The following is a 24133-nucleotide window of genomic DNA, read 5'->3' as shown; positions in this document are numbered from 1 at the left end:
AGTGGGGGGTCACCGTGACGTATGTTATTTCCCGCACACTTCGCAGGTTGGGTTGCGCATCAGTTTCATTTCGCGAAACTGGCAGGTCATCGCGTCGTAGATGACAATTTTGCCGCGTGCGGGCTGTCCATAACGCGCCAGCAGTTTTATTGCCTCCATTGCCTGTAGCGAGCCAATCACGCCAATCAGCGGCGCCATGACGCCCGCTTCGACGCAGGTGAGGGCGTTTTCGCCAAACAGGCGGCTCAGACAGCGATAGCAGGGTTCGCCTTCCTGATAGGTAAAGACGCTGATCTGACCCTCCATGCGGATTGCCGCGCCGGATACCAGGGGAACCCTGGCGGCAAAGCAGCCCGCGTTGAGCTGATTGCGAACGGCGACATTATCGGTACAGTCCAGCACCAGATCGTGTTTAGCGATAAGCGCGCTAAGCGCTGTCTCATCCAGCAGAGCGTTGATCGGCGTAATTGTAATGTGTGGATTAATCCGTCGCAGCGCCTCCCGCGCAGACTCAACTTTAGCTTGCCCGATCGTCGCGTCGCTGTGCAGGGTCTGACGCTGCAGGTTGGACAACGACACGGTATCGAAATCCAGTAGCGTCAGTTGTCCGACGCCTGCGCTTGCCAGATATTGCGAGGCGGCGCAACCGAGTCCGCCGAGCCCGACGATCAGTACTCTGGCCGCCTTCAGCGCTTCCTGACCGTCAAAATCGAAGCCGCGCAGGATGATTTGCCGGTTGTAGCGCAGCATCTCCTGGTCGCTGAGTTCCGCCATTACAGGCTCCCAAACAGTGCGTTAAACGGCTCGACGTCCACCCATTCGCCGGCCTCCACATTCCCGCGCTCGCGCTCCAGCACAATGAAGCAATTTCCCTGACTGAAGGAGCTAAAAATATGCGAGCCCTGGTGTCCCGTCGTGCTCACTTCCAGCTCGCCGTTCGCGTTGCGCTGTAACACGCCGCGCTGGAAGTCGAGACGTCCCGGCGTTTTTTTCAGACGCGAGGCGGTGCGGACCCGCTGACGGGGCGGTAAGCCGCTGGCGTTGTTACCGCTCAGTTTCGCCAGCAACGGTTGCACCAGCTGGTAAAACGTCAGCGCTGCGGAGACGGGGTTGCCCGGCAGGCCACAGAACCAGCTGTTGCTGAGCTGACCGAACGCGAACGGTTTGCCTGGCTTGATCGCCAGCTTCCAGAAAGCGATCTCGCCGAGTTCTTCCAGAATGGTTTTGGTGTAATCCGCTTCGCCAACCGATACGCCGCCGGAACTGATAACCACGTCGGCCTGGCTGTCGGCTTCAATAAACGCCGCGCGCAGGGCGTTCGGGTCGTCGCGAATAATCCCGAGATTGATCACCTCACAACCCAGTTGTTCCAGCATCAGGTGCACCGCCAGGCGGTTGGTGTCATAAATTTGCCCCTCGCCGAGCGGCTGACCCGGCAGCTGCAGTTCATCCCCCGTGGAAAACAGCGCAACGCGCACTTTACGCACCACCGGCACCCCGGCAATGCCGAGCGACGCCAATACCGGCAGCTCTGCGGTGGTCAGGCGCGTACCGACAGGAAATACCACCGCGTTTTGGCTGATATCTTCTCCGCGACGGCGAATATTTTGCCCGGCGCGAACGTCAGCGGTAAACCGAATACCGCTGTCCGTTTGTTCTGTGTGCTCCTGCATTACCACCGCCTCACAGCCTGCGGGAACCGGCGCGCCGGTCATAATGCGAATGCAGCTTCCGGCGGGCCAATCACCGTCAAACGGCTGACCGGCAAAGGCTTTACCGGCGACGGGCAGGGGGTGCCCGGCAGCGAGGTCGGCGAGGCGTACCGCATAACCGTCCATTGCGGAATTATCAAAGCCCGGCACGTCCAGCGGCGAGACCACATCGGTGGCCAGAATGCGACCAAAGCACTGCACCAGCGGCAGCGTCTCAACGGCGGTAAGCGGGGTCACACGCGACAGCATATTGGTAAGCGCCGTTTCCAGCGGCATCAGTCCGGCGGTAAATTCCATGAAAACACTCCTGCGGGGCAAACTCGAATCCGTCTATTATGTCAGAAAATGGCGGGGGACTGTATGCTCCCTCGGACGTAGCCTGCGTCCTGAACCTTTACATGCCAAACGCATCTTTCTATATTCAAAAATCGAATCAATAACTCTACGAAATTCTGATATTTGTAGAAGACGGATGATAATCATGGGCAAAGCAGTCATTGCAATTCACGGCGGCGCTGGCGCTATCTCGCGCGCACAGATGAGCCACGAGCAGGAGTTACGCTATATCCAGGCGTTGTCTGACATCGTAGCGGTTGGACAAACGATGCTGGAAGCAGGAGAAAGCGCACTGGATGTGGTGACGGAGGCCGTGCGGTTGCTTGAAGAGTGTCCGCTGTTTAACGCGGGCATCGGCGCGGTATACACCCGCGACGCCACCCATGAACTGGATGCCTGCGTCATGGACGGTAACACCCTGAAAGCCGGGGCGGTGGCGGGCGTCAGTCATCTGCGTAATCCCATTCTCGCCGCCAGGCTGGTGATGGAACACAGTCCCCATGTCATGATGATTGGTCCTGGCGCGGAAGCATTTGCTGTCGGACTGGGGATGGCGCGTGTCTCCCCGGAAATTTTCTCGACGCCGGCACGTCTGGAACAGCTTCTGGCCGCGCGCGCCAGCGGTGAAACGCGGCTCGATCATAGTGCCGCGCCGTTAGATGAAAGTAAAAAAATGGGCACCGTTGGCGCGGTGGCGCTCGATTTACAAGGTAACCTGGCGGCGGCAACCTCGACGGGCGGCATGACCAATAAACTGCCAGGACGCGTGGGCGACAGCCCGCTGGTCGGCGCGGGCTGCTATGCCAATAATGCCAGTGTGGCGGTGTCCTGTACCGGCACCGGGGAAGTGTTTATTCGCACGCTGGCCGCCTATGACATTGCCGCGTTGATGGAGTACGGCGGCCTGAGTTTATCCGAAGCCTGCGAGCGCGTGGTGATGGAGAAATTACCGGCGTTGGGCGGCAGCGGAGGGCTGATCGCCGTTGATCATGAAGGGAATGTCGCGTTGCCCTTTAACAGTGAAGGCATGTATCGCGCCTGGGGCTACGCGGGCGATACACCAACCACCGGAATCTACCGGGAACAAGGGGATACCGTTGCCACACAGTGATGAGCTTGCCGCCAGCGATGTACTGGCGGTCAGCAAACTGACCGTTGCCTTTCGGCACGAGCAGCAGCGCGTCGAGGCGGTGCGGGAACTGTCGTTTCGCCTCAAGCGCGGCGAGACGCTGGCGATTGTCGGCGAATCCGGATCGGGAAAATCGGTAACCGCGCTGTCGCTGATGCGGCTGCTTGAGCAGTCCGGCGGAGAAGCGCACAGTGAACAGATGCTGCTGCGCCGACGAAACCGCGACGTGATTGAGCTGGGGGAGCAAAGCGCCTCGCAGCTGCAGCGCATTCGCGGCGCCGATATCGCGATGATTTTTCAGGAGCCGATGACCTCCCTCAACCCGGTGTTTACCGTAGGCGAGCAGATCGCCGAGTCGATCCGTCTGCATCAGGGGCTAGGGCGGGAAGAGGCGATGGCGGAAGCTAAACGCATGCTCGATCAGGTCCGCATTCCTGAAGCAAACGCGATTCTGTCGCGCTATCCCCATCAACTTTCCGGCGGGATGCGCCAGCGGGTTATGATCGCGATGGCGCTCTCCTGTCGCCCGGCGGTGTTGATCGCCGACGAACCGACAACCGCGCTGGATGTCACTATACAGGCGCAGATCCTGCGCCTGATCAAGGTGTTGCAGCAGGAGATGTCGATGGGGGTGATTTTCATCACGCACGATATGGGCGTGGTGGCCGATGTTGCCGACCGCGTACTGGTGATGTATCAGGGCCAGGCGGTAGAAACCGGCGATGTTCAGCATATTTTCCGTGCGCCGCAGCATCCCTACACCCGGACGCTCCTGGCGGCAGTACCAACACTGGGCGCGATGCAAGGGTTGCCTTATCCGCGCCGCTTTCCGCTCATTTCCCATGACGAACCGGATACCTGCGAGCCGCCGACGGATCAGAATACGGTGGTGGACGGCGAGCCAATATTGCAGGTGCGCAATCTGGTTACCCGTTTTCCCCTGCGTAGCGGCATCCTGAACCGCGTGACGCGGGAAGTACATGCGGTTGAAGACGTCAGCTTCGATCTCTGGCCGGGCGAAACCCTGTCGCTGGTGGGGGAGTCCGGCTGCGGTAAATCCACAACCGGCCGGGCGTTGCTTCGGCTGGTGGAAAGCCAGTCCGGCGAGATTATTTTTCAGGGGCAGCGTATAGATAACCTGCCTGCCCGCAAGCTGCAGTCTTTGCGGCGTGATATTCAGTTCATCTTTCAGGATCCTTATGCCTCGCTCGATCCCCGCCAGACCGTAGGGTATTCCATTGGGGAACCGCTAAGAGTACATGGGGTGCTTGAGGGGGACGCGGCGGCAAAAAGAGTGGCGTGGCTGCTGGAACGGGTTGGGTTGCGCGCCGAGCACGCCTGGCGCTATCCGCATGAGTTCTCTGGCGGACAGCGCCAGCGTATCTGCATTGCCCGCGCGCTGGCGCTGAACCCGAAGGTGATCATAGCCGATGAGGCGGTTTCGGCGCTGGACGTCTCGATTCGTGGTCAGATTATTAATCTGCTGCTCGACTTACAGCGGGAAATGGGCATTGCTTATCTGTTTATTTCGCATGATATGGCGGTGGTGGAGCGCATCAGCCACCGCGTCGCGGTCATGAACAGGGGGCGTATTGTGGAGATAGGGCCGCGCGCAGCGCTGTTTGAACATCCGCATCATCCCTACACGCGCAAGCTGATGGCGGCGGTTCCGGTGGCTGACCCCGGGCGGCAACGACCGCAACGCGTGTTGTTATCGGACGAACTTCCCAGCAATATTTATCGACGCGGGGAGAGGGTGACGCCTGTTTCATTGCAGTTAGTCGGGCCAGGGCACTATGTCGCACGTCCGCAACAAGAAAATGCGCTTTCGCGCTTATAACAATCAGGCAGGGTACAGGAGAAAAATTATGACAACATTCGTTCCCCGGCAGTGGCTATTGGCTCTCGGCGCGGCCTCCGTACTGGCCGCCACGCCCGCGTTTGCGGCGAAAGACGTCGTGGTGGCGGTAGGTTCCAATTTCACCACGCTCGATCCTTACGATGCGAATGACACCTTATCGCAGGCGGTCGCTAAATCTTTTTACCAGGGGCTGTTTGGACTGGATAAAGAGATGAAGCTGAAAAACGTGCTGGCGGAAAGCTACACCGTTTCCGACGACGGCCTGGTGTATACCCTAAAACTGCGTCAGGGCGTGAAGTTCCAGGACGGAAGCGACTTTAACGCCGACGCGGTGAAAGCGAACCTCGATCGCGCCAGCAACCCGGATAACCGACTTAAACGTTATAACCTGTATAAAAATATCGCTAAAACGGAAGTGGTTGATCCCGCGACCGTAAAAATTACCCTGAAGCAGCCTTTCTCGGCGTTTATCAACATTCTGGCGCATCCGGCAACCGCGATGATTTCGCCGAAAGCGCTGGAAAAATATGGCAAAGAGATCGGCTTTCATCCGGTCGGGACCGGGCCTTACACGCTTGAAACGTGGAACCAAACCGATTATGTGAAGGTGAAAAAATTCCCCGGTTACTGGCAAAAAGGGTTACCGAAGCTCGATACCATTACCTGGCGTCCGGTAACTGACAACAATACCCGCGCGGCGATGCTGCAAACCGGCGAAGCGCAGTTTGCGTTTCCTGTTCCTTACGAGCAGGCCGCGCTGCTAGAGAAAAACAAAAATCTGCAACTGGTGGCCAGCCCGTCGATCATGCAGCGTTATATCAGCATGAACGTGACGCAAAAACCGTTTGATAACCCGAAAGTGCGTGAAGCGTTGAACTACGCCATTAACCGCCAGGCGTTGGTGAAGGTGGCGTTTGCTGGCTATGCGACCCCGGCGACCGGAGTGGTACCGCCGTCCATTGCCGGGGCGCAAACCTACACGCCGTGGCCTTACGATCCGGCAAAAGCGCGTGAGCTGCTGAAAGAGGCCGGATACCCGAACGGCTTTAGCACCACGCTGTGGGCCTCGCACAATCACAGTACCGCCCAGAAAGTGCTGCAGTTTACTCAGCAGCAACTGGCGCAGGTGGGCGTTAAGGTTCAGGTGACGGCGATGGACGCCGGACAGCGCGCTGCGGAAGTGGAAGGTAAGGGGCAGAAAGAGAGCGGGGTGAGGATGTTTTACACCGGCTGGTCGGCTTCTACCGGCGAAGCGGACTGGGCGTTGTCGCCGCTGTTTGCCTCGCAAAACTGGCCGCCGACGTTGTTTAACACCGCCTTTTACAGCAATCAACAGGTAGACCGCGATCTGGCGCAGGCGTTGAAAACCACCGACCCGCAGGAGAAGGCGCGGCTGTATAAAGAGGCGCAGGATATCCTCTGGCAGGCGTCGCCGTGGATCCCGCTGGTGGTAGAAAAACTGGTCTCGGCGCACAACAAAAAGCTGACTGGCTTCTGGATTATGCCGGATACGGGCTTCAGCTTTGACGACGCCGACTTGCAATAAGCCACCCCGGGAATCTGATGCTTAACTATATTCTCAAGCGTTTGTTGGGGTTGATTCCGACGCTGTTTATTGTGGCGGTGCTGGTTTTTTTATTCGTCCATCTGCTCCCCGGCGATCCGGCGCGGTTGATCGCCGGGCCGGAAGCCGACGCGCAGGTCATCGAACTGGTGCGTCAGCAACTGGGGCTTGACCAGCCGCTGCATGTCCAGTTCTGGCATTACATGACCAACGTGTTGCGCGGCGATTTTGGCCTTTCGATGGTCTCCAGGCGACCCGTTTCCGAGGAGATTGCCAGCCGTTTTATGCCTACGCTGTGGCTGACGCTCACCAGTATGGCGTGGGCGGTTCTGTTCGGCATGGCCGCAGGTATTGTCGCCGCTGTCTGGCGCAACCGCTGGCCCGATCGTCTCAGCATGACGCTCGCCGTTACCGGGATCTCCTTTCCGGCCTTTGCGCTGGGGATGCTGCTGATGCAGGTGTTTTCCGTCGGGCTGGGCTGGCTGCCGACCGTGGGGGCTGATAGCTGGCAGCACTATATTTTGCCGTCAATCACCCTGGGCGCAGCGGTGGCGTCGGTGATGGCGCGCTTTACCCGCGCGTCCTTTGTCGATGTGTTAAGCGAAGATTACATGCGCACCGCGCGGGCGAAAGGGGTGAGTGAAACCTGGGTGGTGCTCAAGCACGGACTGCGCAACGCCATGATCCCGGTCGTCACCATGATGGGGCTGCAGTTTGGCTTTTTGCTCGGCGGTTCCATCGTGGTGGAGAAGGTCTTTAACTGGCCGGGGCTGGGGCGTCTGCTGGTGGATTCGGTGGAAATGCGGGATTACCCGGTGATACAGGCCGAAGTGCTGTTATTCTCGCTGGAGTTTATTCTTATCAACTTAGTGGTGGATGTGCTCTACGCGGCCATTAACCCGGCTATCAGGTACAAGTAAGGATGCGATTACGTCACTGGCGCCGTCAGGCGATATTGAACGCGATGCCTCTGGTGAAACCGGAGCGGGTGCGAACGCCGTGGTACGAATTCTGGCGACGCTTTCGTCGCCAGCATGCGGCGCTGATTGCCGGTCTGTTTGTGCTGGCGCTGATTGTGGTGGCGGTGTTTGCCCGCTGGCTGACGCCGTTTGATGCGGAAAATTATTTCGACTACGACCGGCTTAACGAAGGTCCGTCGGCGCTGCACTGGTTCGGCGTGGACTCGCTGGGCAGGGACATCTTCAGCCGGGTGCTGGTCGGCGCGCAAATCTCCCTCGCGGCGGGGGTATTCGCTGTGCTGATCGGCGCGGCGATCGGTACGGTGCTGGGGCTGCTGGCGGGCTACTATGAAGGCTGGTGGGATCGATTGATTATGCGCATCTGCGATGTGTTGTTCGCCTTTCCCGGCATTCTGCTGGCGATAGCCGTGGTGGCGGTGCTCGGCAGCGGCATTGCTAACGTGATTATCGCCGTGGCGATATTCTCGATCCCGGCCTTCGCGCGCCTGGTACGTGGCAATACGCTGGTGTTGAAGCAGCAAACATTTATCGAGTCGGCCCGAAGCATTGGCGCCAGCGATGCGACGATCCTCTTCAACCATATTCTGCCCGGAACCGTTTCGTCGATTGTGGTGTTTTTCACCATGCGCATAGGGACGTCGATCATTTCGGCGGCAAGTCTGTCGTTTCTTGGTTTAGGGGCGCAGCCGCCGACGCCGGAGTGGGGCGCGATGCTTAATGAAGCGCGAGCGGATATGGTGATCGCGCCGCACGTGGCGCTGTTCCCGGCGGTGGCGATATTTTTGACGGTACTGGCGTTTAACCTGTTAGGCGATGGACTGCGGGACGCGCTGGATCCGAAAATTAAAGGGTAAGCGAGGGGAAGGGACCGGTGTTGACCGGATGCGACATAGATGGCGCATCCGGCAATTGTGAGGGGGTAAATGTTAAACCCGGGAACCCCACAAATCATATTCGTCGGCGTTTTCCACCTTAACGCGAATCACATCGCCGGGCTTCACGTGGGTCTCACCGTTCAGGTAAACCGCGCCGTCAATTTCCGGTGCGTCCGCCATGCTGCGGCCGATCGCGCCTTCCTCGTCCACCTCATCAATGATCACCAGTATCTCGCGGCCCACTTTCTCCTGCAGGCGTTCGGCGGAAATCTGTTGCTGTAGCTGCATAAAGCGGTTCCAGCGCGCTTCTTTTACCTCTTCCGGCACCTGATCCGGCAGCGCGTTCGCGCCTGCGCCCTCTACCGGGCTGTATTTGAAGCAGCCGACGCGGTCGAGGCGCGCTTCTTTCAGGAAGTCGAGCAGCATCTGGAAATCGTCTTCCGTCTCGCCCGGGAAACCGACGATAAACGTCGAACGCAGCGTCAGTTCCGGACAGATTTCACGCCACTGTTTGATGCGCGCCAGCTGGCGGTCAACGGAACCCGGACGCTTCATGAGCTTCAGAATGCGCGGGCTGGCGTGCTGCAACGGAATATCCAGATACGGTAGAATTTTTCCTTCCGCCATCAGTGGGATCACGTCATCGACATGCGGATACGGATAGACGTAATGCAGACGCGTCCAGATGCCGAGCCTGGACAACTGCTCGCACAGGCTCACCATGCTGGTTTTCACCGGCTCACCGTTGTGGAAACCGGTGCGGTGTTTCACGTCCACGCCGTAGGCGGAAGTGTCCTGGGAAATCACCAGGATCTCTTTTACCCCGGCGTCGACGAGGCGTTTGGCTTCGCTCAGTACTTCGCCAATGGGACGGCTGACAAGATCGCCACGCATGGACGGAATAATGCAGAAGGTGCAGCGATGGTTACAGCCTTCGGAAATTTTCAGATAGGCGTAGTGACGCGGGGTCAGCTTCACGCCCTGTTCCGGCACCAGGCTCAGGAACGGATTATGCTTCGGTTTGGGCACGTAATGATGGACATGTTCCAGAACCTGCTCATAGCTGTGCGGTCCGGTAATTTCCAGCACTTTCGGATGGACTTCGCGGATCTGATCTTCTTTCGCGCCCAGACAGCCTGTCACGATCACTTTGCCGTTTTCATTCAGCGCTTCGCCGATGGCTTCCAGCGACTCCTGCACGGCGCTGTCGATAAAGCCACAGGTATTAACGATGACCATATCTGCATCGTCATAGCTCGGGACAACGTCGTAACCTTCAGTGCGCAGTTCCGTCAGGATACGTTCTGAATCGACAAGGTTCTTCGGGCAGCCAAGAGAGACAAAACCAATCTTTGGCTGCAGGGAGGGATTTCGGGTTTGTGACATGCTGATTTACTCACGTTGCATCAATGGCGCGGGATTTTAACGGCATAGTGGCGGAAATTATACAGGAATGTGCGCGTCCCGACAGATTAGTTAGTAGCGGCGGCGAAAACGCCCTGGCTCAGCGCTGCTGAGGGAGGTCAGATGCATTATTAACATTGTAAATAATGTTAATTCCCGGTGAATTATTGATCTCCGGCAGCTTTTTGAGCAAAAAACGACCATACTATAAAATTGCACTATGGTTGCAAAAAGGAGGAACGAAGTATGTTCGTTGACAGACTGAGAACCGATCTGCTGAATAAGCTGATCAACGCCAGGATAGACCTCGCTGCGTATCTGCAGCTACGGAAGGCGAAAGGATACATGTCAGTCAGCGAGAATGATCATCTACGTGATAACTTTTTCGAACTGAACCGTGAGCTGCACGATGAATCGTTGCGCTTCACTTTGCATCTCGACCAGGAAGAGTGGGATGCTTTGCACCGTGCCGAAGGGGCGCTGGCCGCTGCTGCCGTGTGCCTGATGAGCGGACATCAGGACTGTCCGACTGTCATTGCCGTCAACGCAGATAAACTCGATAACTGCCTGACGACGTTAACGCTGAGCATTCAGAGTCTGCAGGCCAACTCAACGGCTGAATATGCCTGAAGCCAGTTCTGGAAACCTGTCTGTAATAAGGGGGAGGATGCTCCCCCTTCATATTAAGTTTTTGTAAAAATCGCCGCGTTATGTTCCTTGCTGACTACGCTTTAACCCAGAGTCATCAAGGAGGCGTTATGCGTCTATCGCTTATCCCGTTTATCCCCGCACTGTTATTTTCAGCGTTAGCGCAGGCCGACCCCCCCGCGGTCAACGTTGAGGTATTGCAAACCAAACTGGACCACCCGTGGGCGCTGGCGTTCCTGCCGGAGGATACCGGTATGCTGATAACCCTGAAGGGGGGGCAGCTACGTCACTGGCAGGCGGGAAAAGGGCTTTCCGACCCGCTGGCGGGCGTCCCTAAGGTCTGGGCGAACGGTCAGGGCGGTCTGCTGGACGTGGTGCTGGCGCCGGACTTTGCCGAAACGCGGCGTGTCTGGCTCAGCTATGCGGAAGCCGACGCGGAGGGTAAAGCAGGCACGGCGGTCGGCTTCGGGCGGCTCAGCGACGATCTTTCGCGACTGGAGAACTTCCAGACCGTATTCCGCCAGATGCCCAAACTGTCCACCGGTAATCATTTCGGCGGCCGTCTGGTGTTTGACGGTAAGGGATATCTGTATATTGGTCTTGGCGAAAACAATCAGCGACCCACGGCGCAGGATCTCGACAAACTTCAGGGCAAAGTGGTGCGTCTTACTGAGCAGGGTGAAGTACCGTCTGATAACCCGTTTGTCAACCAGGCGGGGGCGCGTCCAGAAATCTGGTCTTACGGGATCCGCAACCCACAGGGGATGGCGATGAATCCGTGGAGCCAGGTACTGTGGCTGAATGAGCACGGCCCGCGTGGCGGTGATGAGATCAATATCCCAGAGAAAGGCAAAAATTACGGCTGGCCGCTGGCTACATGGGGGATCAACTACAGTGGCTTTAAGATCCCGGAAGCAAAAGGGGAAACGGTGGAAGGCACCGAGCAGCCGATTTTTTACTGGAAGCATTCCCCGGCAGTCAGCGGCATGGCGTTTTACAACAGCAACACGTTCCCGCAGTGGAAGCAAAAGGTGTTTATCGGCGCGCTGAAGGATGAAGATGTGATCGTCATGAACGTCGACGGGGATAAGGTCAGTGAAGAGGGACGCATTCTGGGTGAACGGGGTCAGCGCATCCGCGACGTGCGCGTCGGACCCGACGGTTATCTGTATGTTCTGACCGACGAGTCCGACGGCGAGCTGTGGAAAGTTAGCCCGCGTAGTTAGCGCATAATCCGCCTGAGTACGCGGTTAGCCTGCTGTTCAAATTCGCTGGCCGCTTCATCGATCGTTGCCTTTCCATGGTCGATGTTTTCCCGTGCGGCGGTAAAGAGAGCGATAATTTGCGGATCTTCCAGCCACGGCATAACCGGCGAGTGGTTCGGTAGCGCCGCGGACTGCTGGAGTCCGGTGACCACCGGATCGTCGTCTTTTAATACGCCGGCGTCGCGCAGAATTTTCTCGCCTGCCGCACTCAGCGGAACGCCACGTTCCAGCCCGGTCGCCAGCACACCCTCGGGCTGACTCATCAGAAAATCGATCAGCATTGCCGCTTCCTGAGGGTGTTTGCTGTGTTTACTAATAGAGAACATGAGCGCGGTTTTATTAAATTGCCCGGCATCTTTTGCGCCTTCACGCATCGGATATGGCCCCATTACCAGATCGGACGGATTAGGGAGATTCTGTGATTCCGCTGGATACAGCACATTCCAGTTATAAATACCGGCCCATTCGCCGTTGATCCACGGCTTCATTTCGTAATAGACCCCTTTACCGTAGGCCGCCAGCTCTTTGGCATCCGGAATGACGTGCTGGTCGGTCAGTTGTTTATAGAAGGTAAAGGCTTCCACCAGCTCCGTATGACTCCAGGCGATTTTGCGCCGTTGCTCATCAACCATGGGTTTTTGGTATTTTTGATACAGCCAGGAACGCAACAGCAGCAACCCGTCCTGTTCTGAAAGGATCAACGGATAATAGTTATCGCCGAGCTTCTGTTTGAAAACCAGTCCGGCCTTCAGCAGTTCATCCCAGGTTTCAGGAAACGCCACCCCCGCTTTTTTCCATGTCGCCGCGTTGTAATAAAACAGCATGACGTTTGCCGAGACGGGAATCGCGTTAATTTTGCCCTTGACGGTGGTGGTCGCCAGCGAGGCGGGAGAATACTGGTCCAGCCCAACCGGCCCGCTGAGCTGGCGGAGATCGTAAAAACCCTCGCCGTTTTTCGACAGCAGGGTTAGCCAGTTCCAGTTGGTTTGCATAACGTCGGCTTCCGTGCCGCTGTTCATTTGCGTGGTGAAACGCGAATAGTAACCGTCCCAACCGGTATATTCCGCTTTCACCTTAATACCGGGATACCTGGCCTCGAATGCGTCCAACGCTTTCAACGTGGCCTGATTACGTACTTTCCCGCCCCACCAGGCAAAGCGAATCTCTACCGGTTTAGCGGACCAGGCGCTGGCGGCGGCGCTCAGACCGCAGCAAACCAGCAGAAATAACAGTGATTTTCTCATCGTAAACGTTCTCCATGTTGATTTATGTCCGGCTATTGCGCTGCTGCCGACGAGAATCAGTAAGTTGTTTCACCAGGCGCATTTCCTCTTCGCGCCATGGCGTGCCGTCCGGTTTCAGCACATCGTGAAACCAGAGCGACTGCGGGTCAGGATGGCATTTATTGACCCCAGGCCAGGGGATCCAGGTTTGCGTTTTGCCCTGCACCAGCCCCCAGTGATAGCAGCCGGTATCGAAGGCGCTGAACAGCGGCAGTTGCTCGCTGAAGACACACTGGGTGTGGCGGGAAAGCCATTCGGTGCAAAGCACCGGACGGCCGTAGCGGGATAGGGTATGCAGAAGCGATGCCTGGGTTGCCGCGGGCGCGTAGGCGTGATAGCTGATGATATCCGACAGCGCTATTGCGGCAACGTCAATGGGATGTTCAAGGGTGCCCCAGACATCATGCTCAACGTGCCAGGCGGCAGCGGTCAGCGGCTGTGAGGGGCTGGCGCTCCGCGCCCAGCTAAAAACCTTGCGCAGCAGTCGCAGGGCGTGTTCTTCCAGTTCCACATCCACTTCCGCATAGTCGGTGGGGGAGACGAACACGCCACGGTTGCCCGGTTCGTTGTACAGGTCCCAGATGGCGATGCGCCCGTCGTTGGCGAAACGGGTAATGATATCGCAAACGTAGGCTTCCACCTGTGGCCACGGGTCAGCAGACATCACTATCTCCCGGCCCGGGCTGGCGGCGGCCTGGCTGTTATGTACGCCGGGAGTGGGCGCTTTTTGCGGTCCATACCACGGCTCGTCGCCGGAAAAACCACAGTCGTCCAACAGCGTCAACATCACCTGCATATTGTGGCGCGCGGCAACGTTGAGAAAAGCGTCAATACGCGCCATCAACCCGTCCCGGTCATGCTGCCAGACCACATACGGCAGATTAGTACGCAGTGCGTTGTAACCGTATCGTTCCGCCCACGCCAGCTCCTGTTCAATTACCGGTAAATCAAAGGTCTCAGCCTGCCACATTTCGTTCCAGTTAACGGCGGTCCGTGGAAGATAGTTGAATCCGCAGGCCCAGCCGTGCTGCGCAAACCATGCCTGCGCCTGGCGAATAGTCCATTGTTGTTGCATCGTTTTTCTCCTTGCTAATATTATTAGCTAATTTTTATTAACTTTATTTCAGATGCAATCACGGCGCGAGGAATCTGCAAAGGCGTTCACAAATTAACGCCGGGGAGAGTGTGGTATAGTCTGGCGAGGCAGAAGGAGTTGATATGCAAAAGAAGAATAAAATAACCATGAGTGATATTGCCCGCGAAGCGGGGGTATCACAGGCTACCGTGTCGCTGGTTCTGAATAACAGCCGCAGCATTCGCTTAAGCGAGGCCACGCGCGAGCGCGTGTTTCAGGCCGCGCGGCTGTTGGGTTATCAAAAACTGACGGTAGCGCATCGCCAGGAAGGGCAGGAGGAAATCGCCCTGCTGGTCAGCGGGATGCCGGGCTACGACCCCTTTGTCGACGCGTTAAGCGAGGCCAGCAGCACCGCCTGGCAGCATGACATGCTGCTTACCGTCTATGATTACGGTGATGACGTTGAACTGGCGCGGCATATTTTGCAACAGCTTGCCCAGCGCCACTGCGCGGGCGTTATTTTTGCCAGTCCGGTTACCCGGGTCTTTGACTTTTCCCCGTTCAGACATGCCGTTCAGATGCCTGTGGTCCTGCTGAATCAGTACGATCCGACGCGTCCTCTGTTGCCTACCTTCTTGCCGGATGATAAGGCTAACGCCTGTCAGGTGACACAGCATTTGCTCGATCAGGGCGTGACGCGTATCGCGCATATCATGGGCGACGAATGGATGGACGCCAGTCGGTTACGTTTGGAAGGTTACCAGCAGACCCTCGGGGCCGCGGGCATTGCACTGGAAGAACAGCTTGTTCGCCAGACAGACTGGTCGCTGAACGCAACCTATCACGCTACCCAGGCGTTGATGCAGTTGCCTCAGCCGCCTGAGGCCATTTTTTGCGCCAGCGACTGGATGACGCTGGGCTGCTATCAGGCGCTGGCGGCGATGGGCGTGAAGATCCCCGACGATATACTGGTGTGCGGTTATGACGATCAGCGCATTTCGCATCAGCTTACCCCGCAGCTTACCAGCGTTCAGCTGGCCTATAACGAGCTGGGGAAAATGGCGGTGGAATATTTATGTCAGGGCGATGATAACGCGACGCACTGCAGGCTGGTGGGTAAACTTCAGGTACGCGGCAGTAGCCTGCGTACCGGAAAAGGGCCGGGGCGAAAAGAATCTTAACCGGCCTGATTGCGCGTATTAACTCACCGGGATCATCACCGTTTTACGAAACGCCGGGCGTTCGGCAAGCTGCTGATACCAGCGTTCGAGGTGCGGGCGTGGGGTCCAGGTCAGGCCGACGTTAAACAGGTTATAGACGAACGGCGCGATGGCGATGTCGCCCAGGCCGAACGCATTTCCCGAAAACCAGGTGTGATTCGCCAGTTCAGCATCAAGAATCGCAAACAGCTCATCACAGCGTTTGGCGCCGGCATCAATTACGGCCTGGTCGCGCTGCTCCGGTGGGGTGCGCACCAGGCCCATCAGCACCACGCGATGCGCCGGGCTGAGCGTCTGGTTCGCCCAGTCCATCCATTTTTCACCCTCAGCGCGGCGCGCAGGCGCATCGACCCACAGGCGTTTCTGTCCATACTGCGCCGCCAGATAACGCACGATTGCGTTGGATTCCCAAAGCACAAGATCCGTTTCATCGTCACGCAACAGAGGCACCAGCCCGTTCGGATTCATCGCCAGATAATCGGGATCCTGATTCACACCAAACTGGCCTCCCGCCAGGATATGGCTAAACGGTAATTCCAGTTCTTCGAGCGTCCATAACACTTTCTTGACGTTGGTTGAGTTATTGCGACCCCACAGCGTAATCATAATTACCCCTCACAAAATGGACAGCCTCCGGGCTGCGTTCGTCTTCCATGGTGAGATAAACCTAACATTTACGCAACAGTCTGCAAAAAAAACGCCCCGGTTGCAGCGTGACGGGGCGTTATTGCATAAACTTTAAAAACTTTACCAACTTACGGTTCCCTTACGCTTCTTAGTGCGTTATTACTCACCGCATTTATTATACGGTGGTATGACGTATATTTTTTTGAATGGATACTCGGGTGGCATTTATGACGTATTTATCTTCTTCCCTCCGTAATATCGCAGCGGGTTCAGCCCTGTTATTCCTTTTCGCGCCAACCGCAATGGCGGCGGAACAGACCATTGCCGCGCCTGCCGTGGATGCGCGCGCGTGGATTTTAATGGATTACGCCAGTGGTAAAGTGCTGGCGGAAGGTAACGCTGACGAGAAGCTGGACCCGGCGAGCCTGACGAAAATCATGACCAGCTACGTTGTCGGGCAGGCGCTGAAAGCGGGCAAAATTAAGTTGACCGATATGGTGACCATTGGTAAAGACGCATGGGCGACCGGCAACCCGGCGCTGCGCGGCTCGTCGGTCATGTTTCTTAAGCCTGGCGATCAGGTGGCGGTATCTGACCTGAATAAAGGGGTGATCATCCAGTCCGGCAACGACGCCTGTATTGCCCTGGCGGACTATGTCGCCGGAAGCCAGGAGTCGTTTATCGGTCTGATGAATGCTTATGCGAAAAAGTTGGGGCTGACCAACACTACGTTCCAGACAGTTCACGGCCTGGATGCGCCGGGCCAGTTCAGTACCGCGCGCGACATGGCGCTGCTTGGCAAAGCGTTGATCCACGATGTGCCGGAAGAGTACGCCATCCATAAAGAAAAAGAGTTTACCTTTAATAACATCCGCCAGCCTAACCGTAACCGTCTGCTGTGGAGTTCCAGTCTCAACGTTGATGGTATGAAAACAGGTACCACGGCGGGCGCGGGGTATAACCTGGTGGCATCGGCAACCCAGGGCGATATGCGCCTGATCTCGGTGGTGTTGGGGACCAAAACCGATCGCATCCGCTTTAACGAATCGGAAAAACTGTTGACCTGGGGCTTCCGCTTCTTTGAGACCGTGACGCCGATCAAACCAGACGCCACTTTCGTCACCCAGCGCGTCTGGTTTGGCGACAAGAGTGAAGTCAACCTGGGCGCTGGTGAAGCCGGATCGGTGACCATCCCGCGCGGACAGCTGAAAAACCTGAAGGCCAGTTTTACCCTGAATGAACCGCAGCTCACCGCGCCACTGAAAAAAGGTCAGGTTGTCGGCACCATCGACTTCCAGCTTAACGGGAAATCCATTGAACAACGTCCGTTAATGGTCATGGAAAACGTCGAAGAGGGCGGCTTCTTTAGCCGGATGTGGGATTTCGTGATGATGAAGTTCCACCAGTGGTTTGGCAGTTGGTTCTCTTAAAACGCCAGAAGGCCGGAGAAACGCCGTCTCCGGCCTGATTTAGTACATCACCTTAATCCGCTGCGCTTTGGCGAAGTGGATAAATTCATCGTCGGGACAGCGGTCGCTGACTATTGCGTCAAAGCGTTTCAGATCGCCCATTCGCGCCGGGCGCACTTTGCCGAATTTACTGTGATCCACCACCAGGACATGACGCTGCGCCATCGACATCGCCCAGTGCTTCACCGGTAATTCTTCCAGGTTAAAACAGGTCGCGCCTTTGCTGATATGTACCCCTGCGGCGGAATAAAAGGCAATGTCCGGACAGATATTGTTCAACGTTTCCTGCGCGTCAAGCGGCTTGAAAATGGCGTTGCTGGCATGAAATTCACCGCCGCAAAGAATGGCGCGGCACAGCGGTTTTTCCTGCAGCGCGAGAAAGGTATTCAGTGAATAACAGACCGCGGTGAACGGTGTGTCGTTATCGATCGCTTCGATGATCCACGGCGTAGTGGTGCCGCAGTCAAAAAACAGCGTTTGATGAGGCTGAACCAGCTCTGCCGCCAGGTGCGCCGCACGCCGCTTTTCTTCGACCAGGCGAGACTTTTGATCGCTTAACAGGTAATGGCTGGCGCTGCGGGGCTCCAGCACAATATAGCCGCCCAGCAGCACGACCGGCGCGCTACGGCTATTCAGGTCGCGACGAATTGTCATTTCAGAAACGCCCAGCAGGGTCGCGGCTTCCTTGAGATGAAGTTTATCGCTGCGTTTCAGTGCCTGCAGCAGTTGACCAATACGCTCATCGCGACGAGTTTCCATAATTCCCCTGGACGAATAAATAAGCACGCTGCTGATAGCAGAGTGCTTAATATTACTCTTTTTCCCCTGGTTTAGTCACGTACCCAGCCTTTGCGAATGGGCAGGGCAAAGCAGAACCGATAGGCATTTTGCAGCCCGCGATACAGAGCCGCGCCGTATTTTTGCCAGATCATCTGCGCGTTCAGACAGCCAATCATCCCCGCCAGCAGTCCGCCGAGCATATCAAGCGGCCAGTGAACGCCGAGATAAATGCGGGACCAGGCGATGGTGAGCGCCAGCGCCATCAGGATGACGCCGGACCACAGGCGATGCCAGAAAAGAAACGCCAGCGCAAAGGTAAAAATGACCGTTCCGTGATCGCTTGGATAAGAGTCGTCCGCCGCATGGGGAAGATAGTGGTAGCCCACGCCTTCCGCAAACGGGCGCTCGTGGGGGAACAGGTGCCCCATCAGCCAGGAGACCAACAGGCTTACCGCCAGCGCCAGCGTCATTTTGACAATCAGTTGGCGCTGGGCGCAAACCTGGTCGCGCGGCCCCCAAAGCCAGAGCGCTACGGCGGCGAGGGGCACGATACCGATCAGATCTTTTGCGATAAAGATAGCGAGGGAAATCATCCAGGACGCCGAGTCCGGCGTAGCGTTAATTAACGTGAACAACGAATAGTTTATATTTTCCAGCATAACTTCCAGACTCAGTGCGTTGACGTAATAACCTGTGCAGGAACGAGAATAAAATTGGCGATCCCACGGGTAAAGCGGCATTGTCTTATTCACCTGTTAAATGAGGTGTTTTTAAGACGTTAACGCCTGTTAATCGCTCATGATAAAGCCGCTAACGTAGACTGACCTTAAACCAACGGTGGCGGTAGAGATGAGACGGTAAAAATGTGCGCAATTTACTTTCGCTGCGCATAATTCACTATCTCCGGTGGCGCAGTTTCATTACACTTTGCGCGATTTTTAACTGGCGATGAGATTGCATGCAAAACCGTTTACAACAAGGTGCCCGGCTTGGACGTCAGGCGCTGCTTTTCCCCCTCTGTCTGGTGCTCTACGAATTCTCAACCTATATCGGTAACGATATGATTCAACCCGGCATGCTGGCGGTGGTGGCGCAGTATCAGGCGGGGATTGACTGGGTACCGACATCCATGACCGCCTACCTGGCGGGCGGCATGTTTCTGCAGTGGTTGTTAGGGCCGCTGTCGGACCGTATTGGCCGTCGGCCGGTCATGTTAGCTGGCGTGGTATGGTTTATTGTCACCTGTCTCGCCACGCTGCTGGCGCAAACGATCGAACAGTTCACCCTGCTGCGTTTTTTGCAGGGCATCAGTTTATGTTTCATTGGTGCGGTAGGTTATGCGGCGATACAGGAGTCGTTTGAGGAAGCGGTGTGTATCAAGATCACCGCGTTAATGGCCAACGTCGCGCTGATCGCGCCGCTATTAGGTCCGCTGGTGGGCGCGGCCTGGGTGCACGTTCTGCCGTGGGAAGGGATGTTTGTGCTGTTTGCCGTACTGGCGGCGATGGCGTTTTTTGGACTGCAACGGGCGATGCCTGAAACGGCGACGCGCATCGGCGAGCCGCTTTCGTTAAAGGCGCTCGGACGTGATTACCAGCAGGTCATGAAGAACGGGCGCTTTGTCGCTGGCGCGCTGGCGCTCGGATTTGTCAGTTTGCCGCTGCTGGCCTGGATTGCGCAGTCGCCGATTATCATTATCAGCGGTGAACAGCTCAGCAGTTATCAATATGGCCTGCTGCAGGTGCCGATTTTCGGCGCTCTGATTGCCGGAAATCTTGTGCTGGCGCGTCTGACTTCCCGCCGCACGGTGCGTTCGCTGATTATCATGGGCGGCTGGCCGATTGTGCTGGGGCTGATTCTTGCCGCGGCGGCAACGGTGGTTTCATCCCATGCTTATCTGTGGATGACCGCCGGGCTGAGCGTCTATGCGTTTGGTATTGGTCTGGCGAATGCCGGGCTGGTACGTTTGACCCTGTTTGCCAGCGACATGAGCAAGGGCACTGTTTCCGCGGCGATGGGGATGTTGCAAATGCTCATTTTCACCGTCGGCATAGAGGTCAGCAAATATGCTTATCTGAGCGGTGGAAACGGATTGTTCAGCCTGTTTAACCTCACTAACGGTATTCTGTGGCTGCTGCTGATGGCGATCTTCCTGAAAGATAAACAGGTCGGGAACACCCGGGAAGGATAACGCCATAATGCCTGATGGCGTTGCGCTGGCCTGGAGAGCAAAAATTGACAGGCTGTAAGACGCAAAGCGTTGCCATCAGGCTTTCATCAGATCTTAATGAAACGGCGCTTCGTTGTTTAACACCTTATCAATAATATCCAGCACACCTTCCTCGTTATTCGAACCCGCGCGGTATTTCGCCGCGGCGGCCACCCCTTTCCCCGCATGTTCCATCGCAAAGCTAAAGCCTGCCTGGCGCAGCATTTCAATATCATTACCGCCATCGCCGAAGGCCACCACTTCGTTGTCGTCAATGCCCCAGCGCTGCTGTAGCAACCGCAAACCGTTGGCTTTGTGTACGCCCGGGATGATCAAATCGATACTGCCGTAGCCGGTGTGGACCGGCACCATGATATCGCCGATAGCCTCATGCAGCGCGCGCTGGACCTGCGGGATTTTGTCATCTGAAATATTCAGGCCGAATTTGAAAAACACATCGTTAATATTGTCGAAGCTGTCAACGAATTCGAGTCGGTGATAGTACATACCTGCCATCGTTTTCATCGCATCGCTATAGGTTCTCAGGGTATAGGCGCTGCTTTTTCCGCAGGCGATAATGTCGACATCGCGCCGGGTCAGCAGATGATCAACGATGGCGCTAAACGCCGCTTTCGGCAGTTCGCCATTAAAAACATCTTCACCTTCACTGACCACCCAGCCGCCATTTTCCGCGACGAAGGCAATCTCATTGGCTATCTCTGGAAAGAAAGAGATAAGCTGGTAATACTGGTTGCCGCTGGCGACCACGAAACGAATCCCTCGTGCTTTCATCTGCGCGTACTGCCTCAGAAAGCGTTCGCGGTTATAGGTTTTCCGATCGCTCAGAAAGGTGCCGTCCATATCCACAGCAATTAACTTAATAGCCATTTATCCCTTCTCCGTCGCAGTTTGCGTTGTTGATTCCGGTTTGGCGACCGCTCTCGCCACGATTGCCGCCAGTAGCACCAGCGCCAGCACCACCAGCATGGCGCTGCGCAGTCCGTAGTGCTCACCGAGATAGCCTAACAGCGGCGGACCAACCAGGAACGCCAGATAACCCGTCGTTGCCACAACGCTGACGCGGGTTGGCGCGTCCGGACCCGTATCGCTGGCGGCAGAGATGGTCAACGGGAAGCCCAGCGATGCGCCGAGTCCCCACAATATGACCGAAACGCCCGCCACCCAGGCGCTGTCGACAAAAATGATCAGCCCGATGCCGAGCGCGCCCATCAGCGCGCTGGCACGAACAACCGCCACGCGACTGTAGCGATCGATAAACCAGCCGCCGGCAAAGCGTCCGACGGTCATGCCGAGGGTAAAGCCAGCGTAAATCAACGAGCCGGACGTCGGACTGAAGCCGTGGCCGTCAACCATCAGCAGCGGTAGCCAGTCATTCGCGGAACCTTCGGCAAAGGCCATTGCCAGCACCACGACGCCGATAAGCAGCAGTTGCATATCACGCCAGAAGGGAACACCTTTTGCCTGAGGCGTTGAACCGTCGCTGGCGTTTTTGCCCGTGCCGTCAGGAATTGCCCGAATAGCAATAAAAATCGGGGCGATGGCCACCAGAGAGGCCAGTAATATGTGCGTGGTGGCCGCCACGCCAAAAGCGGTTAAAAACATCCCCACGCCTGCGCCAGCCAGCGTTCCAAGGCTGTAAAACCCGTGCATCATTGGCAACACGGTCTTATTCATCTCACGTTCAACCGCCGCGCCTTCGATGTTAATCGCCACTTCCGCCGATCCAAAACTGGCGCCGAACACGCCTAATCCCAGCGCAAACAGCAGCGGCGAGGCGAACCCTAACGCGAGACACAGCACTAACATCCCCAACACCGCGCAGGACATAGTGGTGCGGATCACGTTGCGGGTGCCAAATCGTTTCACCAGCCAGGCCGAACAAAGGATGCCGCTCATCGAACCAATGGACAAACCAAACAGGACGGCGCCCATTTCCGCCGTTGAGACGGAGAGCGTGTCGCGAATCGCTGGCGTACGCGTCGCCCAGGAAGCCATCAGCAGGCCGGGCAAAAAGAAGAACATAAACAGCGCCCAGGTTCGGCGTTGCAGGGCTTTACGTGAGGAAAGGGCAGTCATTAAGTTCACATCGTTAATGAAGGACAGGAGACAACATTAGCAATAAAGTGTACATTTGTACATAAACCCGTTCTGAGGAAAAAATGTGCGACGTGCTAACGACCCACAGCGGCGAGAGAAAATTATTACGGCCACGCTTGAGGCGGTAAAAGAGCACGGCATTCACGCCGTCACGCATCGCAAAATCGCGGCGATTGCCGGTGTTCCGCTGGGATCGTTAACCTACTATTTTTCGGGTATCGATGAGCTGCTTACCGAGGCATTGAGTCAGTTTACCGATACCATGTCTGAGCAGTATCAGGCCTTCTTTGCCGACGTGAGCGACGCGCAGGGCGCCTGTCTGGCTATTACCGGTATGATCCACAGTTCGCAGGTCACCACGCCGGAAAACATGGCGTTGATGTACCAGCTTTACGCCTTCGCCAGCCGTAAACCGGCATTAAAAACGGTGATGCAAAACTGGATGCAGCGCAGCCAACGTACGCTGGAACAGTGGTTTCCCCCCGGCACTGCCCGCGCGCTGGACGCGTTTATTGAAGGGATGACGCTGCACTTCGTGACCGACCGCACGCCCCTGTCGCGGGAGGAGATCCTGCTAATGGTGAAGCGCATAGCGGGAATAGTGTAAGCATGTCGGAAGGGATCGCTGGCTGGAGTTTTAAGTTATAAAAACACTTTATTACCACTCCACGGAAAATGGGTCTCCATAGTTATCGTGACCATTCGGATCTGCATAAATGCTTTGGTCGCAAGAGGCAATAAAGCATTATGCAGAGCAAAGAGTGTCGGGTATTAGCAAAACGTCTAACGATCTAACTCTTGATATATAGCATAGATACCCTCTGTCTTAAATTCACCATGTGCACAATGGATTGCTTTTTTTTGCTCATTCAAAATGTATCTTCTGACTTTCCTGGAATAGTGTATTGTTAGCATAAACCCCAATGGCAACCATAATAAAATAAACATTGTCAGAGGAACAAAAGAGTACATGAAAAACTTATCTTTATTAAATTTTTTTATAGATTTTTCGATATAATTTATTCCGTCTTGCGTGGTTAACAGACTGCATAAATTTTCTTTGTTTTCGATCGTAAGTGCATTGTATTGCTTGGTGCTGGTTGGTGATTTTTGTAAGCAGTCATCAGCAGAAATAGTCCAGTTTGCAGGAGCGAATATTGTCGCTGATGTCGCCATTTTTTTTGATATGTAAAATGCTTCGCCAGTTTTTTTCCAGTAAAGTAATGCCGTATCGGGTGGGGTCTTATAAGTTTGAATAAGTGCAGGCATGAAAAAGTAAACTGCAAGTATGAAAATAAATGAAAACGCGATTGTGATTATTTTCTCTGGCCAACCAGGGGCAGGTAAATTTTTTAAGGGGATGGTTATAAAGAATACGTTTAGTATAAATGCGGGGACACCAGATTTTTTTAATATCTCGTTATGTGATTTTCTGTATTGAAAAAGTGCACCTATTAATTTGCATATAAGAATGACTGCGCCGATGATAGAAATCCATGCAGCGGCTGTTGCCGCAGGTGAGCTTAAAAATTCGGCATTGAATATGTTAAGAGGGGCAGAACTAACAGAACTCATAAA

The 24133-nt window shown here is 55.9% G+C and carries 22 protein-coding genes; 11 read left to right on the top strand and 11 right to left on the bottom strand.

The features are described from left to right. Nucleotides 1-24: 24 nt before the first annotated feature. Both moeB and moeA read right to left on the bottom strand, forming a co-directional pair. Entirely contained in the window at nucleotides 25-774 is a 750-nt protein-coding gene (gene moeB / locus JY391_RS14200) for a molybdopterin-synthase adenylyltransferase MoeB (RefSeq protein WP_211934493.1), read from the bottom strand. Continuing rightward, entirely contained in the window at nucleotides 774-2009 is a 1236-nt protein-coding gene (moeA, locus tag JY391_RS14195; protein ID WP_211934492.1) for a molybdopterin molybdotransferase MoeA, read from the bottom strand. The genes moeB and moeA overlap by 1 nt, the downstream gene beginning before the upstream one ends. Nucleotides 2010-2193: 184 nt before the next feature. On the opposite strand from moeA, the gene iaaA reads away from it, so the two are divergent. From iaaA to gsiD, 5 genes are read left to right on the top strand one after another with little or no spacing between them, the layout of a single operon-like run. Beyond that, nucleotides 2194-3159: a beta-aspartyl-peptidase gene (gene iaaA / locus JY391_RS14190; protein ID WP_211934491.1), complete on the top strand. Its 966-nt coding sequence runs from the start codon at nucleotides 2194-2196 to the stop codon at nucleotides 3157-3159. Further along, nucleotides 3146-5017: a glutathione ABC transporter ATP-binding protein GsiA gene (gsiA, locus tag JY391_RS14185; protein ID WP_211934490.1), complete on the top strand. Its 1872-nt coding sequence runs from the start codon at nucleotides 3146-3148 to the stop codon at nucleotides 5015-5017. Before iaaA ends, gsiA begins: the two co-directional genes overlap by 14 nt. 28 nt (nucleotides 5018-5045) lie before the next feature. Next, nucleotides 5046-6584 carry a glutathione ABC transporter substrate-binding protein GsiB gene (gene gsiB / locus JY391_RS14180; protein WP_060569893.1) on the top strand — a complete coding sequence of 513 codons (1539 nt, stop codon included), beginning with the start codon at nucleotides 5046-5048 and terminating at the stop codon, nucleotides 6582-6584. A gap of 17 nt (nucleotides 6585-6601) precedes the next feature. After that, nucleotides 6602-7522 (top strand): glutathione ABC transporter permease GsiC, encoded by a 921-nt coding sequence (gsiC, locus tag JY391_RS14175; RefSeq protein ID WP_060569892.1) that lies wholly within the window; start codon nucleotides 6602-6604, stop codon nucleotides 7520-7522. A gap of 2 nt (nucleotides 7523-7524) precedes the next feature. Continuing rightward, on the top strand, nucleotides 7525-8436 hold the full coding sequence (gsiD, locus tag JY391_RS14170) for a glutathione ABC transporter permease GsiD (RefSeq protein ID WP_042285003.1): 912 nt from the start codon (nucleotides 7525-7527) through the stop codon (nucleotides 8434-8436). 72 nt (nucleotides 8437-8508) lie between these two features. Here gsiD and rimO read toward each other — a convergent pair whose 3' ends face one another. Next, a complete protein-coding gene (gene rimO, locus JY391_RS14165; RefSeq protein ID WP_042285002.1) occupies nucleotides 8509-9843 on the bottom strand; it encodes a 30S ribosomal protein S12 methylthiotransferase RimO in 1335 nt (444 codons plus the stop codon). Nucleotides 9844-10107: 264 nt separating this feature from the next. On the opposite strand from rimO, the gene bssR reads away from it, so the two are divergent. Continuing rightward, nucleotides 10108-10491, top strand: a complete 384-nt coding sequence (gene bssR / locus JY391_RS14160) for a biofilm formation regulator BssR (protein WP_042285000.1) — start codon at nucleotides 10108-10110, stop codon at nucleotides 10489-10491. A gap of 128 nt (nucleotides 10492-10619) precedes the next feature. Then, nucleotides 10620-11735 carry a PQQ-dependent sugar dehydrogenase gene (locus JY391_RS14155; RefSeq protein WP_042284998.1) on the top strand — a complete coding sequence of 372 codons (1116 nt, stop codon included), beginning with the start codon at nucleotides 10620-10622 and terminating at the stop codon, nucleotides 11733-11735. Here the strand turns inward: JY391_RS14155 and JY391_RS14150 are convergent. Both JY391_RS14150 and JY391_RS14145 read right to left on the bottom strand, forming a co-directional pair. Beyond that, on the bottom strand, nucleotides 11732-13018 hold the full coding sequence (locus JY391_RS14150) for an ABC transporter substrate-binding protein (RefSeq protein WP_211934489.1): 1287 nt from the start codon (nucleotides 13016-13018) through the stop codon (nucleotides 11732-11734). The genes JY391_RS14155 and JY391_RS14150 overlap by 4 nt on opposite strands. A 22-nt stretch (nucleotides 13019-13040) precedes the next feature. Continuing rightward, entirely contained in the window at nucleotides 13041-14132 is a 1092-nt protein-coding gene (locus tag JY391_RS14145; protein WP_042284995.1) for a glycoside hydrolase 5 family protein, read from the bottom strand. A 143-nt stretch (nucleotides 14133-14275) separates the two neighbouring features. Here JY391_RS14145 and JY391_RS14140 point away from each other — a divergent pair, with 143 nt between their 5' ends. Continuing rightward, the gene (locus JY391_RS14140) at nucleotides 14276-15313 is read left to right on the top strand and encodes a LacI family DNA-binding transcriptional regulator (RefSeq protein ID WP_181821670.1); all 1038 of its coding nucleotides are present in this window, start codon (nucleotides 14276-14278) and stop codon (nucleotides 15311-15313) included. Nucleotides 15314-15331: 18 nt separating this feature from the next. On the opposite strand, the gene JY391_RS14135 is transcribed toward JY391_RS14140, so the two are convergent. After that, the gene (locus tag JY391_RS14135; RefSeq protein ID WP_042284991.1) at nucleotides 15332-15958 is read right to left on the bottom strand and encodes a glutathione S-transferase family protein; all 627 of its coding nucleotides are present in this window, start codon (nucleotides 15956-15958) and stop codon (nucleotides 15332-15334) included. A 248-nt stretch (nucleotides 15959-16206) separates the two neighbouring features. Here JY391_RS14135 and dacC point away from each other — a divergent pair, with 248 nt between their 5' ends. Beyond that, on the top strand, nucleotides 16207-17409 hold the full coding sequence (gene dacC, locus JY391_RS14130; protein WP_060569946.1) for a serine-type D-Ala-D-Ala carboxypeptidase: 1203 nt from the start codon (nucleotides 16207-16209) through the stop codon (nucleotides 17407-17409). A 39-nt stretch (nucleotides 17410-17448) separates the two neighbouring features. On the opposite strand, the gene deoR is transcribed toward dacC, so the two are convergent. Then, nucleotides 17449-18207: a DNA-binding transcriptional repressor DeoR gene (deoR, locus tag JY391_RS14125; protein WP_042284989.1), complete on the bottom strand. Its 759-nt coding sequence runs from the start codon at nucleotides 18205-18207 to the stop codon at nucleotides 17449-17451. Between the two features lie 71 nt (nucleotides 18208-18278). Next, nucleotides 18279-18887 (bottom strand): undecaprenyl-diphosphate phosphatase, encoded by a 609-nt coding sequence (ybjG, locus tag JY391_RS14120; RefSeq protein ID WP_211934488.1) that lies wholly within the window; start codon nucleotides 18885-18887, stop codon nucleotides 18279-18281. 299 nt (nucleotides 18888-19186) lie between these two features. On the opposite strand from ybjG, the gene JY391_RS14115 reads away from it, so the two are divergent. After that, nucleotides 19187-20419: an MFS transporter gene (locus JY391_RS14115; RefSeq protein ID WP_211934487.1), complete on the top strand. Its 1233-nt coding sequence runs from the start codon at nucleotides 19187-19189 to the stop codon at nucleotides 20417-20419. Between the two features lie 93 nt (nucleotides 20420-20512). Here JY391_RS14115 and JY391_RS14110 read toward each other — a convergent pair whose 3' ends face one another. Both JY391_RS14110 and JY391_RS14105 read right to left on the bottom strand, forming a co-directional pair. Beyond that, on the bottom strand, nucleotides 20513-21325 hold the full coding sequence (locus JY391_RS14110; protein ID WP_211934486.1) for a Cof-type HAD-IIB family hydrolase: 813 nt from the start codon (nucleotides 21323-21325) through the stop codon (nucleotides 20513-20515). After that, a complete protein-coding gene (locus JY391_RS14105) occupies nucleotides 21326-22534 on the bottom strand; it encodes an MFS transporter (RefSeq protein WP_060569885.1) in 1209 nt (402 codons plus the stop codon). A gap of 85 nt (nucleotides 22535-22619) precedes the next feature. Between JY391_RS14105 and JY391_RS14100 the strand changes: the two genes are divergently transcribed. After that, on the top strand, nucleotides 22620-23162 hold the full coding sequence (locus JY391_RS14100) for a TetR/AcrR family transcriptional regulator (RefSeq protein ID WP_042284976.1): 543 nt from the start codon (nucleotides 22620-22622) through the stop codon (nucleotides 23160-23162). A gap of 176 nt (nucleotides 23163-23338) precedes the next feature. Here JY391_RS14100 and JY391_RS14095 read toward each other — a convergent pair whose 3' ends face one another. After that, nucleotides 23339-24130 (bottom strand): DUF6216 family protein, encoded by a 792-nt coding sequence (locus JY391_RS14095; protein ID WP_211934485.1) that lies wholly within the window; start codon nucleotides 24128-24130, stop codon nucleotides 23339-23341. Nucleotides 24131-24133: the final 3 nt, after the last annotated feature.

The sequence above is a fragment of the Citrobacter sedlakii genome (genome assembly GCF_018128425.1).
GTDB lineage: Bacteria > Pseudomonadota > Gammaproteobacteria > Enterobacterales > Enterobacteriaceae > Citrobacter_A > Citrobacter_A sedlakii.
Note: the sequence above shows the minus strand (reverse complement) of the source record. Positions and strands in the feature narration are given on the sequence as shown.